Genomic DNA, 13,949 nt, shown 5'->3' with positions numbered 1-13,949 from the left:
GGGGTCGGGTCCGGGTCCGGGGCGCGGTCAGCCGGTCGACTCCTGGTAGGCCGTCCGCAGTCGGTGGATGCCCTCGGCGACCTGGGCGGGGCCGTCGGCGGCGGCGTAGCTCAGCCGCAGGTGCGGGGCCGGGGGTTCGGCGGCGTGGTACGGCCGGCCGGGGGTGACCTGGACGCCCCGGCGCCGGGCGGCGGCGACCAGGGCGGCGTCGTCGGTGCCGTCCGGCAGCCGCAGCCACAGGTGGTAGCCCCCGGGCCGGTGGGCGCCGAGCACACCGGGCAGTTCCCGGTGCAGGGCGGCCACGGCGGCGGTGCGGCGGTCGCGCAGTTCGGCTCCGAGGGTGCGCAGGTGACGGGCCCAGCCGGGGTCGGAGACCAGCTCCAGGGTCGCCTCCTGGAGCGGCCGGGGCACGAAGAAGCTGTCCACCACCTGGGTGGCCCGCAGCCGGGCGAGCGCCGGGCCGCGCGCGGTGAGGGCGCCGACCCGCAGGTTGGGGGAGGCGGCCTTGGTGAGGGAGCGCAGGTGCACCACCACCCCGTCCCGGTCGTCGGCGGCCAGCGGGCGCGGCAGCGCCGGGGCGTCCGCGTGGACCAGCAGCCGGGCGAAGTCGTCCTCGACCACGAACGCCCCGGCGGCCCGGGCGATCCGCAGCACCTCCGCCCGGCGCGCGGGCGAGAGCACCGCGCCGGTGGGGTTCTGGAACAGCGGCTGGCAGACGAACACCCGGGCCCGGGTGGCCTCGAAGGCGTCGGCCAGCAGATCGGTGCGGACGCCGTCGGCGTCGACCGGGACGGGCACCGGCCGCAGCCCGGCCGCGCGCACCACCGCGAGGATGCCCGAGTAGGTCGGCGACTCGACCAGCACCGGCGAGCCGGGCGCGGCCAGCGAGCGCATCGCCACGGTCAGGCCGCCCTGCCCGCCGGAGGTGATCAGGACGTCCCCGGCGCTGATCGGTCCGGCGTGGCCGCCGATGTCGCGGGCGAACCAGCCGCGCAGTTCGGTGAGGCCGTCGGTGGGCGGCCGGTCCCAGGCGCCCGGGCGGCGGCCGGCCCGGGCGAGGGCGGCGGCGAGCAGCCGCTCGGGCAGCAGCGAGGAGTGGGGATAGCCGCCGTTGAGGTCGATGACGCCGGGCGGCGGCACCTGGAGGGTGGCGAACACCGGTGCGGCCAGCAGGTCGCGCGGGCCGGAGTCGGCGCTGAGCGCGACCTCCTGCCAGGACAGGTCGCCGGGCCGGGCGGCCGGGGCCGCCGGGGAGTCGGGGGCCGCGGCGACGGCCGCGGCCCGGAACACCCCGGCGCCGGGCCGGGAGACCACGAGCCCCTCGGCGACCAGCACCGCGATGGCGCGGGAGACCGTCACCGGGCTGACCTGGTGGCGCTCCATCAGGGCCCGGCTGGACGGCAGCTTTCGCCCTTCCGGGTAGCGCTCGACCTCCCGCCGGAGGCTTTCGGCGAGTTCGGCCACGCTGCTACGCTCGTTCATGACGGCACAAGATAGCGCTACCCAGCCCGCGGCGATAGCACCCGGGGCGGGCGCCCCCGGCACCGCCTCCGGAACGGCCCTCGCCGCCCTCGGGGTGGCCTCCTTCTCGCTCACCTTCCCAGCCACCGTGTGGTCCCTCGACGGCTTCGGCCCGTGGACCTCGACCGGACTGCGCGGCGCCCTGGCCGGGCTGCTCGCCGGGCTCTACCTGCTGGCCTCCGGCGCCCCGCTGCCGACGGCCCGGCAGTGGCCCGGCCTGCTGGTGGTCTCGGCCGGCTGCGTCATCGGCTTCCCGCTGCTCACCACGCTCGCCCTGCGGACCTCCTCGACCGCCCACTCGGCGGTGGTCATCGGCCTGCTGCCGCTGGCCACGGCGGTGGCCTCGGCGCTGCGCACCGGCCGCCGGCCGTCCCGGGCGTTCTGGGCGGCGGCGCTGGCCGGGGCGGCGGCCGTGCTCGGCTTCACCCTGCTGCAGAGCCACGGCCGGCCGACCGTCGCCGACCTCTACCTGTTCGCCGGGGTGCTGGTCTGCGCGGCCGGGTACGCGGAGGGCGGGCGGCTCTCCCGGGACCTCCCGGGCGCCCGGGTGATCGCCTGGGCGGTGGTGGCCGCGGCGCCGGTGATGGTGCTGACCGCCGCCTACGGGCTGTCCGCCGAGCCCGTCCGGCTCGGCGCGAAGGCGCTGGTCGGACTGGCGTACATCGCGGCGGTCTCCCAGCTCGGCGGGTTCGTGTGCTGGTACCGGGGGATGGCGGCGATCGGGGTGCCGCGGGCCAGCCAGCTGCAGCTCGCCCAGCCGCTGCTGACGCTGGTCTGGTCGGTGCTGCTGCTCGGGGAGGAGCTGCCGGTGGCCGCGCCGGTGACGGCCGTGGTGGTGCTGGGCTGCATCGCGGTCACCCAGCGGGCCCGGGCGTAGGGCCTGTCCCCGGGGCCCCTGCCGGGTCCTCGCCCCGGGCCGTTCGGTGGTGCGGGCCCGAACCCTCGCGTTGGGCCGTCCGGAGGAGGCGTCGGCTCGTTAGGATGGCCCCGCGCCCCGCGTCGGTCCGGGGAGCGGCATCCGGAGGGAGTGGGCCGTCATGGCAGACGAGAGGCACGCCCCGGCGTCCGGGGACGCGCCGACCCGACGGCGTGGTCAGGGCGAGCTGGAGGCGCAGGTGCTGGCGGTGCTCCAGCGGGCGCCCGGCCCGGCCACCGCGGGGTGGGTCCAGGAACGCATCGACGGCGACCTGGCGTACACCACGGTGATGACCATCCTGTCCCGGCTGCACGCCAAGAACGCCGTCTCCCGGAGCCGCTCCGGCCGCTCCTACCTGTGGCAGGCCTCCGCCGACGCCGCCGGGCTGGCCGCGCTGCGGATGCGCCGGATGCTCGACGGCGAGGCGGACCGGGACGCCGTCCTCGCCAGCTTCGTCACCGCGCTGCTGCCGCACGACGAGGAACTGCTGCGGGCGCTGTTGGACGCCGCGTCCGCGGAGCCCGCAGCGGCCGACCGTGAGAGCTGACCCGTGGGCTTCTTCGTCTTCCTCCCGCTGATCCTGCCGCTGACCGCGGTGCCGATCGCCCGGCTGACCGAGCAGCACCTGCACCCGCGCGGTGCCGCCCGGCTGATGACCGTGATCAGCGCCGTGATGGCGGTGTGCAGCGTGCTCTGCCTCGGGCTGATCGGCGTGGTGGGCACCGCGCAGATCCCCGGCAACCCGCTGCCGGACAGCTGGTCCGACCCGGAGGTGCGGCACGCGCTGCCGTACCACGAGACGGTCGGCACCGCCGCGATGTGGCTGCTGGTGCTGGTCGGCTTCGCCTGTTCCCGGACGGTCGTGCGGCACCTGCGGGTCCGCTCCCGGGCCCGGCGGGCGCTGGCCGGACTGCCGGAGGCGCCGGCCGAGGCCGGTGACCTCGCGGTGCTGCCGGACCGCAGCCCGTACGCCTACGCGCTGCCCGGCTCGCCCGGGCGGGTGGTGGTCTCCACCGGGATGCTGGCCGGGCTGGCCGAGGACGAGCGGGAGGCGCTGCTCGCGCACGAGCGGGCGCACCTGCGCCACCGCCACCACCGCTACCTGCTGACCACCCAGCTCGCCGCCTGCGTCAACCCCTTCCTGCGGCCGTTGCAGGCGGCGGTGGCGTTCAGTGCCGAGCGCTGGGCGGACGAGGAGTCGGCCCAGGCGGTGGGCGACCGGCGGATCACGGCCCGGGCGGTGGCCCGGGCGGCCCTGGTCTCGCACGCCGCCCCGGTGCCCGGCTTCGCGGCCTTCGCCGCCCCGGCCCCGGCGCCCGGCCCGGTGCCGCGCCGGGTGGCCGCGCTGCTCGGCCCGGTGCCGACGGCCCGCAACTGGCCGCCGGCCAAGACCCCGGCGGGCCTGGCGGCGATGGTGGCCGCGGTCGGCACGGCGGCCTCGGCGCTGTGCGCGCTCAACGCGGCGGTGGCGCTGCTGGTGGTGCTGAAGGCCGTCACCCCCCTCTAGGCCCTGCCTGGGCCCCGGGGTCAGATCCGGACGATCATCTTGCCGGTGTTGGCGCCGCGCAGCACGCCCAGGAAGGCGTCCACCACGTGGTCGAAGCCGTCCACGACGGTCTCGTCCGGGACGAGGGCGCCGGAGCGCAGGTGCGGGACGGCGAAGTCGTACAGCTCGGGCCGGGCGTCCAGGTGGTTGCGGACCAGGAAGCCCTCCAGGCGCAGGCTCCTGCCGACCACGTCGTAGAGGTTGCGCGGCGCGGGCGGCGGGTCCAGCGGGTTGTTGTACTGGGCGACGGCGCCGCACCAGGCGATCCGGCCGTGGTCGCGCATCGCGCTGATCGCGCCCTCCAGGTGCGTGCCGCCGACGTTGTCCAGGTAGACGTGCAGTCCGTCCGGGGCGGCCTCGCGCAGCCGGTCGGCGATCGGGCCGTCGTGGTGGTCGAAGGCGGCGTCGAAGCCGAGGTGCTCGGTGAGGTGGGCGACCTTGGCGGCCGAACCGGCGCTGCCGATGATCCGGCCGGCGCCGAGCAGTCGGGCGATCCGGCCGGCGGCGGTGCCGACGCCGCCGGCCGCGGCCGAGACGAACAGGGTCTCGCCGGGCTGGAGCCGGGCGATCCTGGTCAGGCCGACCCAGGCGGACAGCCCGGTGCCGCCGAGGATCGAGAGGTGGGCAGTGAGCGGGACACCCGCGAAGTGGGGCAGCAGGCCGGCCCGGTCGCCGGTCACCACCGAGTGGGTGCGCCAGGCCTGCCGGTGGGAGACCAGGGCGCCGACCGGCAGCGCGTCGGCCCGGGACTCCACCACCCGGCCGAGGGTGCGGCCCTCCAGCGGGGCGTGCAGCTGCCAGCCGCCCTCGTCCATCTCCTCGCGCATGTACGGGTCGACGGACTGGTAGAGGTTCTCGACCAGGGCCTCGCCGGCGGCGAGCGCCGGGACGGTCACCTCGACGAAGGCGAAGTTCTCGGCGCTCGGCGCGCCCGAGGGGCGGGAGACCAGGTGGACGGCGCGGGCGGTGGGACGGGACATCGGCGGTGCTCCGTACGGGGGAGGTCGGCGGGGACGTTGACCACCGTAGGAAGCGGGGGCGCGGCCGGGCAGGGGCCGGCGGCGATGGACCGGCGCCTTCCATGAGCGGATTCGATGGGAGGTAGGTTCGCCGCATGACCGAACTCGCCCCGCACGAGCTGCGCGTCCTGGTCGCCGTCGACGAGGAGCGGAGCTTCACGGCGGCCGCCGCGCGCCTGGAGACCACCCAGTCCGCCGTCTCGCACGCCGTGCGCGCCTGCGAGCGGAAGCTCGGCGCGGTGCTCTTCGACCGCGGGCGCCACGGCGCGCGCCCCACCGAGGCCGGCGCGCGGGCGGTCGGCTACGCCCGCCGGATCCTGCGGCTGCTGGCGGTGATGGGCCCCGAGGTGCGGGGCGCGGGTGCCGGCCCGGCGGGGCCGCTGACCGGCACGCTGCGGATCGCGGCCTTCCGCAGTGCCGCCGCCAACCTGCTGCCGCCCGTCCTGGCCCGGCTCGCCGCCGAGCACCCGGGGCTCACCCCGCGGGTGCGGATCGTCCGGGAGCTCGGCCGGGGCACCGCCGGGGAGGTCGCGGACGGGCGCGCCGACCTCGGGCTGGCCACCCTGGACGCGGGTGGTCCGCCGTCCGTGCCCGGGCTGGTCGCGGTGCGGCTGTACCGGGAGTCGTACGCCCTCGCCCACCCGCAGGGCCACCCGGAGCCCCGCCGGCTGCCGCTGGTGGACTGGGCGGAGAACTGCGGCTCGTACACCAGGGACTGGTGGCGGCGGCAGGACTGGCTGCCGCCCGCGACCGTCGACGCGGAGGACGACACGGTGGCGCTCTCGCTGGTCGCCCAGGGCCTCGGCATGGCGGTGATGCCCCGGACGGCCCTGCTCGGCGCGCCGCCCGGGCTGGCCGTCACCGACCTCGGCCCGCGGCCGCCCAGCCGCTTCGTCGGGTACGTCACCACCCCCGAGCTGGCCGGGACGGCGGCCGTCCGGGCGCTGATCCGCGAACTGCGCGAGCTGCCGCTGCCCGCCGGGCTGACGGCGGCCTGACCGGTCGGCCCGGTCGGCCCGGTCGGCTCGGGCGACCGGGCCGATCAGTCGTCGAGGCTCTCCCGGAGGGCGCGGAACTCGGCCGCCAGCGCGTCCAGGGTGTAGTGGGCGTTGAGGCCGCTGGGGTTGGGCAGCACCCACACCTCGGTGTCGCCGATGCCCTCCGGCTGGCGCCCGATCGCGGCCCGGCGCTGCCCGAAGGCCGTCCGGTAGGCGCCGATGCCGAGCACCGCGAGGACGCGCGGCCGCAGCCGCAGCACCCGCTCGCGCAGCGCCGCGCCGCCCGCGCGCAGTTCCTCGGCGGTGAGCTCGTCCGCCTTGGCGGTGGTGCGCGGGGCGACGTTGGTGATGCCGAGGCCGAGGGCGGGCAGTTCGTCCTGCTCGTCCGGGCGGTACTGGCGCCCGGTGAAGCCGGAGCGGTGCAGGGCGGGCCAGAAGCGGTTGCCCGGGCGGGCGAAGTGGTGCCCGGTGGCCCCGGACCACAGGCCCGGGTTGATGCCGCAGAACAGCACCCGCAGCCCGGGCCCGGTGACGTCCGGGATGGTGGTGTCCTGGGCGGCCCGCAGCTGCTCGGGGGTCGGCTTCATCGGTGTCGGGGTTCCCCTCACGGATTGGGAGTGCACCCGGCCGATTCTGCCCTGGCCGCCGTCCGCGCGGTGCGGCGGTCGCGCAGCCACCGCAGGCCGAACACCACCACGGCGGCGTACGTCCAGCCGGCCAGGATGTCGATGATGAAGTGCTCGGCGCCGTAGACCAGGGTGAACGCCATGGCGAGCGGATAGGCGACCAGCAGGGCGCGCAGCCAGGGCCGGGCGGTGGGCCAGAACAGGAACAGCAGCATCGCGGGGTAGGCGGAGTGCAGCGAGGGCATCGCGGCGACGTCGTTGGCGAACTGGCTGCCGTTCTCCAGCAGCGAGTCGGCCTGCGGCAGGCCCGTGTTCGAGATGGTCTCCCAGACCACCCGGTGCAGTTCGGGCATGTTGCCCTGCTGGCCGACCAGCCACGGCGGGTCGGCGGGGTAGAGCAGGTAGGTGGCGAAGCCGGCGAAGGTCAGCGTGAAGTAGCAGGCGAGGAGCTGACGGAAGCGCTGGTGGGAGCGCCGCCACAGGACGGCGAGCAGGACGAACACGACGAGGAAGTGCGAGAGGTAGACGGTCGTCGCCGCGTAGTCGTACCAGTGCGGCGAGCCGGGGGTGTAGAGCGCGTGCTGGAGCCGTACGGTCCAGGTCTCCCCGAAGCCGAGCACCTCGTCGAAGCGCAGCTGGGGCAGCCAGTGCGGGGCCCAGGGGGTGTGGGCGCCGTAGCCGCGCAGCAGCGAGTAGGCCCAGACCACGGCCATCACCGGGACCCAGTCGCGCAGCACCAGCAGGAAGCCGCGGGGGCCGTGTCCGCTGTGGACGGCGGCGGTGAGCAGGGCGCCGATCAGCCAGAGGAAGACCACGTCGTTGGCGAAGGCCATGCCCTGGGTGGCCAGGAACCAGACGAAGGCGGTGAGGTAGGCCGGCCAGGCCAGCAGTCGCAGTCTGGCCAGGCCTCCCCGGCGGTTGCGTTCGGTCACGGGACGCAGACGTCCGGCCCGCACCGGGGTCGGCGGGGCCGGGCTCAGCAGCTTCGTCATGTTCAGCGAAACTAGCAACGCAAGCTTGGAGGACTCTGGGCGAACGATGACCGGCTCGTAAGAAAATCGCACGGTTGGGTCAAATCTTGGCGGACGAAGGTCCCGTGACGGGGACGAACGGTCCGGCGGAGCGGCCTCGCCGCCCCGGTCAGGCGACGGCACCGAGCTCATGCGGGGTGTTGTTGAAGCGTCGTCCGCCGTTGGCCGTCACCGTGACGATGTCCTCGATCCGCACCCCGAACCGGCCGGGCAGGTAGACGCCGGGCTCGATCGAGAAGCACATGCCGGGCACCAGCGGCCGCTCCTCGCCCTCGACCAGGTACGGCGGTTCGTGGGTGGTGATCCCGATGCCGTGGCCGGTGCGGTGGATGAAGTGCTCGCCGTACCCGCCGTCGGTGATCACCCGTCGGGCGATCCGGTCGATCTCCTGGCAGCTCACTCCGGGCCGGACCGCTTCGAAGGCGGTCTGCTGGGCGAGCCGGACCAGGTCGTGCACCTGCCGCACCTCGTCCGGGACGTCCGGGCCGACGTGCACGGTGCGGGTGGTGTCGGAGCCGTAGCCGTCCTTGAGGCCGCCGAAGTCCAGCACCACGGTGTCCCCGGTGCGGATGATCCGGTCCCCGGCCTCGTGGTGCGGGTTGGCGCCGTTGGGGCCGGAGCCGACCACCGTGAAGTCGACCTGGCTGTGGCCGTACTGGATCAGCAGCGCGCCGAGGTCGGCGGCGACGTCGGTCTCCCGGCGGCCGGCGAAGCCGACCTCCAGGATGCCCCGGTAGGCGGCGTCCGCCGCGCCGCCGGCCGCGGCCAGGCGCTCCAGCTCCTCGGTGTCCTTGACCGCGCGCAGCATCGGCAGCGCCTCGGTGAGCGAGGTGAAACCGCTGCCGGGCAGGGCGGACTGGAGGCCGAGCAGGTGCATCGCCCAGGCGTTGTCGGAGATCCCGTAGCGCCCGGCCGGTTCGAACAGCGGGCGGGCGGTGGCGTACGGGTCCTCGCCGTCGGACCAGTCGAGCAGCTCGACGGCCGGGGCGCCGAGCGCCTTCTCGGCGTCCGGGCGCTCCAGCCTGGGGACGATCAGCGCGGGGCGGCGGCCGGGGGCGAGGACGAGGGCGGTGAGCCGCTCCGTGACGGCGGTGGGCCGGTAGCCGCACAGGTAGCTCAGGTCGGGGCCGGGGGCGACCACCAGGCCGGCCAGCCCGGCGGCCGTCGCCTCGGCGGTGGCCCGGGCCATCCGGGCGGCGTGGTCCTCGGTGGTGAACGGACGGGGCACGGTTGCTCCTCCTCGGGGTCCTTCGGCGTCGGGTCGTCCGTTGGCGGGTCGTTCGACGTCGGCTCCTTCGATGGTGGCCGACTTCCCGCAACTGCGCCATGGTCAGCGGCTGTTGGCGAAGTGCCGGAGGAACAGCGCCTCGACGTGGGCCATCCGCCGGATCTCCTCCGGGTCGACGCTCTCGTTCGGCGCGTGGATCAGGCAGCGCGGCTCCTCGACACCCATCAGCACGAGCTCCGCCGCCGGGAAGGTGGTGGCCAGGACGTTGCAGAGCGGGATCGAGCCGCCCTGGCCGAGGAAGGACAGCGGCTTGCCGTAGACCTCCTGCGCGGCCTTGTCGAGCGCGGCGTACGCGGGCCCGCCGGTGTCGGCCCGGAACGGCGCGCCGGCGCTCTCCCGTTCCGCCGTGACCCGGACGCCCCAGGGTGCGGCCGCCTCCAGGTGGGCGACCAGCGCGTCCTGGGCGGCGCGGGCGTCGGTGCCGGGCGGCACCCGCAGGCTCACCCGGGCCCGGGCGGTGGCCGGGACGGCGGCCGCGGAGCCGACCACGGGCGGGCAGTCGATGCCGAGGACGGTGACGGCGGGGCGGGCCCAGAGCCGGTCGGCGACGGTGCCGGAGCCGGTCAGCCGGACGCCGTCCAGCACCCCGGCGTCGGTCCGGAAGGCGCCCTCGTCGTAGCCGACGCCGCTCCAGCTGCCGGTGCAGTCCAGGCCCTCGATCCGGGTGCCGCCGTCGGCGTCGCGCAGCGAGTCCAGCATCCGGACCAGCGCGGCCAGGGCGTCCGGGGCGGGGCCGCCGAACATGCCGGAGTGGACGTCGCCGGTGAGCGCCTCGACGCCGACCACCACGGTGACCACCCCGCGCAGCGAGGTGGTGGCGGTGGGCACGCCGACGGCGGCGTTGCCGGTGTCGCAGATCAGCAGGGCGTCCGCGTGCAACTCCCCGGCGTGCGGGGGCACGTACTGCTCCAGGCCGCCGGTGCCCTGCTCCTCGGAGCCCTCGACCACCAGCTTGAGGCCGACCGGGACGTCCTCGCCGAGCGCCCGCAGCGCGGTGAGGTGCATGACGATGTTGCCCTTGCAGTCGGCGGCGCCGCGCCCGTACCAGCGGCCGTCGCGCTCGGTGAGCCGGAACGGCGGGGAGGTCCAGGCGGCTTCGTCCAGCGGGGGCTGGACGTCGTAGTGGCTGTACAGCAGCACGGTCGGGGCGCCGGGCGGGGGCGGGCGGTGGCCGACCACGGCGTGGCTGCCGTCCGGGGTCTCCTCCAGGTGGACGTCGCGCAGGCCGGCCCCGGTGAAGGCGTCGGCGACCCACTCGGCGGCCTCCCGGCACTTCTCCGGCGGGTACTGCCGGGGGTCGGCGACGGACGGGATGGCCACCAGCTCGGCCAGGTCGGCCCACGCGCGGGGCATCAACCCGTCGATCCGCCGGGCGAGTTCGTCGGTCATCTGGGGCTCCTACTTGCGCACGGTGTCGCGCAGGTCGAGGTCGTCGATCTTGTCCTGGATGGCGGCGAGCCGGTCCGGGCAGTAGACCGAGAGCACGATCGCCTCGGCCTTGACCACCTCGCGGTCGGAGAGCACCGGGCGCTGGCCCGGCCCGCCCGCGCCGTTGGACATCCCGTACGTCCACTGCGCCTGGTTGAGCGCGTTCGCCGGGTCGGCGCAGACCGCGCCGCCGTCCTCGCCGAGGGTGTGGGTGATCTGGTCCCGGGTGGGCACCGGGTAGCCGGCCGAGCCCAGCCGCGTGGCGAGCTCCCCGGCCTTCTCGTTCGCCAGGTTCGTGGCGTGCAGCTGGGTGAACGACAGCAGGCCGGTGACCAGCATCGCGACCAGCAGCACGATCGAGCCGAGGTAGATCCAGCGGTGGCGGGAGGCCATCAGGCCGGTGGTCATGACGTCGTACCCCCTTCGGTCCGGCGCAGCTCCTGCGCCTCCTGGGCGGCCAGCTCGGCCGCCGCCTCGGGCGAGCGCCAACTCGGCCTGCGCAGCCGCAGGAAGAGGAGGGGGATGACCAGCCCGAGGAGCAGCAGGCCGCCGCCGACGATCCCGATGTACGACCAGACGCTGCCGCTGCCGAACTGCGAGGACGGCACGAAGCCGATGCCCATCGCGGCGGCCGACGCGAGCAGGCCGATCACGCAGATCGGCACCAGGGCCGGGGCCCGGTAGCCGCGCGGGTGGTCCGGCTGGGTGCGGCGCAGCCGGATCGCGGCGCTGAACATCAGCAGGTAGACGATCAGGTACACCTGGGTGGTGATCACCGAGAAGATCCAGTAGGCGCTGGAGACGTTCGGGATCAGTGCGTAGAGCAGGGCGATGGCGGTGGTGACCACGCCCTGGGAGACCAGCAGGTTCTGCTGGACGCCCTCGCGGTTGAGCTTCTGCAGGAACGGCGGCAGGTAGCCCTCCTGACGGGAGATCAGCAGCAGGCCCTTGGAGGGCCCGGCCAGCCAGGTCAGCATGCCGCCGAGCGAGGCGGCGATCAGGGCCACCGCGATGACCGGGGTGAGCCAGCCGATGTCGAAGTACTGGAAGAAGGCGTCGAAGGCCTGCATCACCCCGGCGGTGAGGCTCAGTTCGCTGGACGGCACCACCCAGCTGATCGCCAGCGCCGGCAGGATGAAGATCGCCAGCACCATCGCGGAGGCGGTGAACATCGACCGCGGGAACTCCCTGGCCGGGTCGCGCAGCGAGGAGACGTGCACCGCGTTCATCTCCATGCCGGAGTAGCTGAGGAAGTTGTTGACGATCAGCACCAGGCTGGCCAGCCCGGTCCACTGCGGGAACAGGTGCGAGGCGTCCATCGGGGCGGCGGAGGAGTTGCCCTCGCCGAGGAAGACGAAGCCGAGCACCACCAGCAGGGTGCCGGGGATCAGGGTGCCGATCACCAGGCCCATCGAGGAGAGTCCGGCGACCGCCTTCGTCCCGCGCGAGGAGACCCAGACGCCGGTCCAGTACAGCACCATGATCACGACCGCGGTGTACGGGCCGTTGCTGGCCAGCCGGGGGTTCACCACGTAGGCGATGGTCGAGGCCACGTAGGCCAGCAGCGACGGGTAGTAGAAGATCGTCATCGCGAACTGGCACCAGACGGCCAGGAAGCCCAGCGGCTTCGACAGGCCCTCCGAGACCCAGCGGTAGACGCCGCCCTCCCAGCCGGAGGCCAGCTCGGCGGAGACCAGCGCGGTCGGCAGCAGGAACACCACCGCGGGGACGAGGTAGAGGAAGACGCAGGCCAGCCCGTACACCGCCATGGTCGGGGCGGAGCGCAGGCTGGCGACCGAGCTGGTGGTCATCAGGGCGAGGGTGATCCAGGACATCCGCGGCGCGGCGGCCAGTCGGCCGGCCACCGAGCCGCCGCGCTCCCGGGTGGCGGGGCCGGCCTCACCCCCGGGGCCGGTCGTACCCCCGGGGCCGGCCTCGCCGCCGGGGCCGGGCGGGGGCGCGTCCGTGGCACTCATCGGTCCTCCTCCGGTACGGCCCCGGTCGGCTGCGCGGGGAGCGGGGCGCCGGGGAGGGAGCCCCGGCGGCGGGCCGTACCCGGCCAGTTCACCCGGTTGCCGCGCCCGCCGCATGCGGCGGGCGGCCGTGCGGGTGACCGGCGTTCAGCCCTGGGCTCACACCGGCGCGGCGGCGGGCCAGGTGGCGCGGCGCAGGGTGCGGCTCGCGGTGGCGGGCAGCAGGGCGGCGGCGAGCAGGGCGGCGATCGCGGCGAGCGTGACGGCGGGGGAGAAGCGGTCCAGCAGCAGGCCGGCGGCGAAGGAGCCGGCCGGCATCCCGGCGGTGAGCAGGGTCATGGTCGCGGCGATCACCCGGCCGCGGAGCCGGTCCGGCACCTGACGGAAGACCAGCAGGTCGAGCATCACCCGCAGGGCCGGTACGCCCGCGCCGACCAGGAACAGCGCGGCGAACACGGTGACCGCCCCGCCGGGCAGCAGCGGTGCCAGCGGGACGGGCACGGCGGTCCAGGCCACCACGAGCAGCAGCACCCCGGGGCCGGCCAGCCGGTGCAGCCGGGAGACCAGGGTCGCCCCGGCCAGCGCGCCGACCGCCTCGCCGGCCAGCGCCAGGCCGATCCCGCTGCTGCTGGTGCCGTGTTCGCGCAGCAGCACCATGACGGGCAGCAGCAGGGCCGCCCCGGTCAGGTTGATCACCAGTAGGACGGCCAGTGCGGGGCGCAGCAGCGGGGAGGCGGCGAGGAGGCGGAAGCCGGCCAGCGCGCCGCCCTCGTCCTCCTGCTCCTCCTGCGCGTCCTGCTCGTCCTGCGCGTCCTGGCCCGCGCGGCCCGGCTGCCCGGCCGCGGCCGCCGGTCCGGCCGGGAAGCGCACCAGCAGTGCGGTGATCAGCGCGACCAGCGAGGCGAACGCGGCGCCGAGGAAGGGCACCGAGCGGCCGAGTCCGAACAGGAACCCGGCCAGCGGCGGGCCGGCCAGCGCGGCGCCGCTCATCCGGGCCTCGTCCTGGGCGAGCGCCTGCGACAGCTGCTCCGGCGCGACCACCGAGCGCAGGGCCAGCAGCCGGACCGGGCCGCTGTAGGCGATGGTCGCGCCCACCAGTGCGGCGACCACCAGCAGGTGGGCCAGGGCCAGCCGGTCGAGTGCCAGGGCCACCGGGACGCTGGCCAGGGCCAGCAGCCGGACGGCGTCGGAGGCGACCAGGACCCGGCGGCGGTCCCACCGGTCGGCGACCGAGCCGCCGTGCACGCCGAGCAGCAGGGTGGCGGTCATCTGGACGGCGCCGAAGGCTCCGGCGGCGGTGGACGAGCCGGTGAGGGCGAGCACCAGCAGGGGGAAGGCGGTCTCGCCGATCATCAGGCCGAGGGTCGCGCAGGAGGTGCCGGCCCACAGGGCCTGGAACCGCAGGTTGCGCCGCAGCGGGACGGGCGGCGGCGGGTCCGCCGGTCCGGGTGCCGCTGCCTGCTCGGCCGTCCCCAGCCCGACCGCCGTCCGCTCGGCCGTCGCCGTGGTGTGCTCCGTCATGGACCGACCCCCATCGTTCGCGTTCTCCGACACCGTTCACGCTCACGTGAATGATGGCGTGAGCGTGAGTGATTGCGCAAGG

General features: G+C 75.5%; 13 protein-coding genes. 4 read left to right on the top strand and 9 right to left on the bottom strand.

Going from position 1 to position 13,949, the window contains the following annotated elements; translation table 11 throughout:
• Window positions 1-27: 27 nt before the first annotated feature.
• Complete coding sequence (locus ACFXOZ_RS00440) at window positions 28-1,482, bottom strand: PLP-dependent aminotransferase family protein (protein WP_380586164.1); 1,455 nt, start codon at window positions 1,480-1,482, stop codon at window positions 28-30.
• Between ACFXOZ_RS00440 and ACFXOZ_RS00435 the strand changes: the two genes are divergently transcribed.
• The 3 genes from ACFXOZ_RS00435 (at window position 1,481) to ACFXOZ_RS00425 (ending at window position 3,944) form a co-directional block, all read left to right on the top strand.
• Window positions 1,481-2,398: a DMT family transporter gene (locus ACFXOZ_RS00435; protein ID WP_380586161.1), complete on the top strand. Its 918-nt coding sequence runs from the start codon at window positions 1,481-1,483 to the stop codon at window positions 2,396-2,398. The two genes, ACFXOZ_RS00440 and ACFXOZ_RS00435, sit on opposite strands and share 2 nt — an antisense overlap.
• 160 nt (window positions 2,399-2,558) lie before the next feature.
• On the top strand, window positions 2,559-2,984 hold the full coding sequence (locus tag ACFXOZ_RS00430; protein ID WP_375881905.1) for a BlaI/MecI/CopY family transcriptional regulator: 426 nt from the start codon (window positions 2,559-2,561) through the stop codon (window positions 2,982-2,984).
• A gap of 3 nt (window positions 2,985-2,987) precedes the next feature.
• Window positions 2,988-3,944: a M48 family metalloprotease gene (locus ACFXOZ_RS00425; protein WP_375881907.1), complete on the top strand. Its 957-nt coding sequence runs from the start codon at window positions 2,988-2,990 to the stop codon at window positions 3,942-3,944.
• Window positions 3,945-3,964: 20 nt separating this feature from the next.
• Here the strand turns inward: ACFXOZ_RS00425 and ACFXOZ_RS00420 are convergent, their stop codons facing one another.
• Window positions 3,965-4,963 carry an NADP-dependent oxidoreductase gene (locus ACFXOZ_RS00420; protein ID WP_380586158.1) on the bottom strand — a complete coding sequence of 333 codons (999 nt, stop codon included), beginning with the start codon at window positions 4,961-4,963 and terminating at the stop codon, window positions 3,965-3,967.
• Between the two features lie 134 nt (window positions 4,964-5,097).
• Here ACFXOZ_RS00420 and ACFXOZ_RS00415 point away from each other — a divergent pair, with 134 nt between their 5' ends.
• A complete protein-coding gene (locus ACFXOZ_RS00415) occupies window positions 5,098-6,000 on the top strand; it encodes a LysR family transcriptional regulator (RefSeq protein WP_375881912.1) in 903 nt (300 codons plus the stop codon).
• A 44-nt stretch (window positions 6,001-6,044) separates the two neighbouring features.
• Here the strand turns inward: ACFXOZ_RS00415 and mug are convergent, their stop codons facing one another.
• The 7 genes from mug to ACFXOZ_RS00380 form a co-directional block, all read right to left on the bottom strand.
• Complete coding sequence (gene mug, locus ACFXOZ_RS00410) at window positions 6,045-6,587, bottom strand: G/U mismatch-specific DNA glycosylase (RefSeq protein ID WP_375881914.1); 543 nt, start codon at window positions 6,585-6,587, stop codon at window positions 6,045-6,047.
• A 17-nt stretch (window positions 6,588-6,604) separates the two neighbouring features.
• Window positions 6,605-7,618, bottom strand: a complete 1,014-nt coding sequence (locus tag ACFXOZ_RS00405; RefSeq protein WP_375881916.1) for a phosphatase PAP2 family protein — start codon at window positions 7,616-7,618, stop codon at window positions 6,605-6,607.
• Between the two features lie 148 nt (window positions 7,619-7,766).
• Window positions 7,767-8,846 carry an aminopeptidase P family protein gene (locus tag ACFXOZ_RS00400; RefSeq protein WP_375882347.1) on the bottom strand — a complete coding sequence of 360 codons (1,080 nt, stop codon included), beginning with the start codon at window positions 8,844-8,846 and terminating at the stop codon, window positions 7,767-7,769.
• A 141-nt stretch (window positions 8,847-8,987) separates the two neighbouring features.
• Entirely contained in the window at window positions 8,988-10,334 is a 1,347-nt protein-coding gene (locus ACFXOZ_RS00395; RefSeq protein WP_380529200.1) for a dipeptidase, read from the bottom strand.
• 9 nt (window positions 10,335-10,343) lie between these two features.
• Window positions 10,344-10,781 carry a hypothetical protein gene (locus ACFXOZ_RS00390; RefSeq protein WP_375881922.1) on the bottom strand — a complete coding sequence of 146 codons (438 nt, stop codon included), beginning with the start codon at window positions 10,779-10,781 and terminating at the stop codon, window positions 10,344-10,346.
• Window positions 10,778-12,349, bottom strand: coding sequence for an APC family permease (locus ACFXOZ_RS00385; RefSeq protein WP_380586155.1), 1,572 nt, complete (start codon window positions 12,347-12,349; stop codon window positions 10,778-10,780). The genes ACFXOZ_RS00390 and ACFXOZ_RS00385 overlap by 4 nt, the downstream gene beginning before the upstream one ends.
• Window positions 12,350-12,505: 156 nt before the next feature.
• Window positions 12,506-13,867, bottom strand: a complete 1,362-nt coding sequence (locus tag ACFXOZ_RS00380; RefSeq protein ID WP_380586152.1) for an MFS transporter — start codon at window positions 13,865-13,867, stop codon at window positions 12,506-12,508.
• Window positions 13,868-13,949: the final 82 nt, after the last annotated feature.

The sequence above is a fragment of the Kitasatospora sp. NPDC059160 genome (genome assembly GCF_042755465.1).
In the GTDB taxonomy this organism is placed as follows: Bacteria; Actinomycetota; Actinomycetes; order Streptomycetales; family Streptomycetaceae; genus Kitasatospora.
Note: the sequence above shows the minus strand (reverse complement) of the source record. Positions and strands in the feature narration are given on the sequence as shown.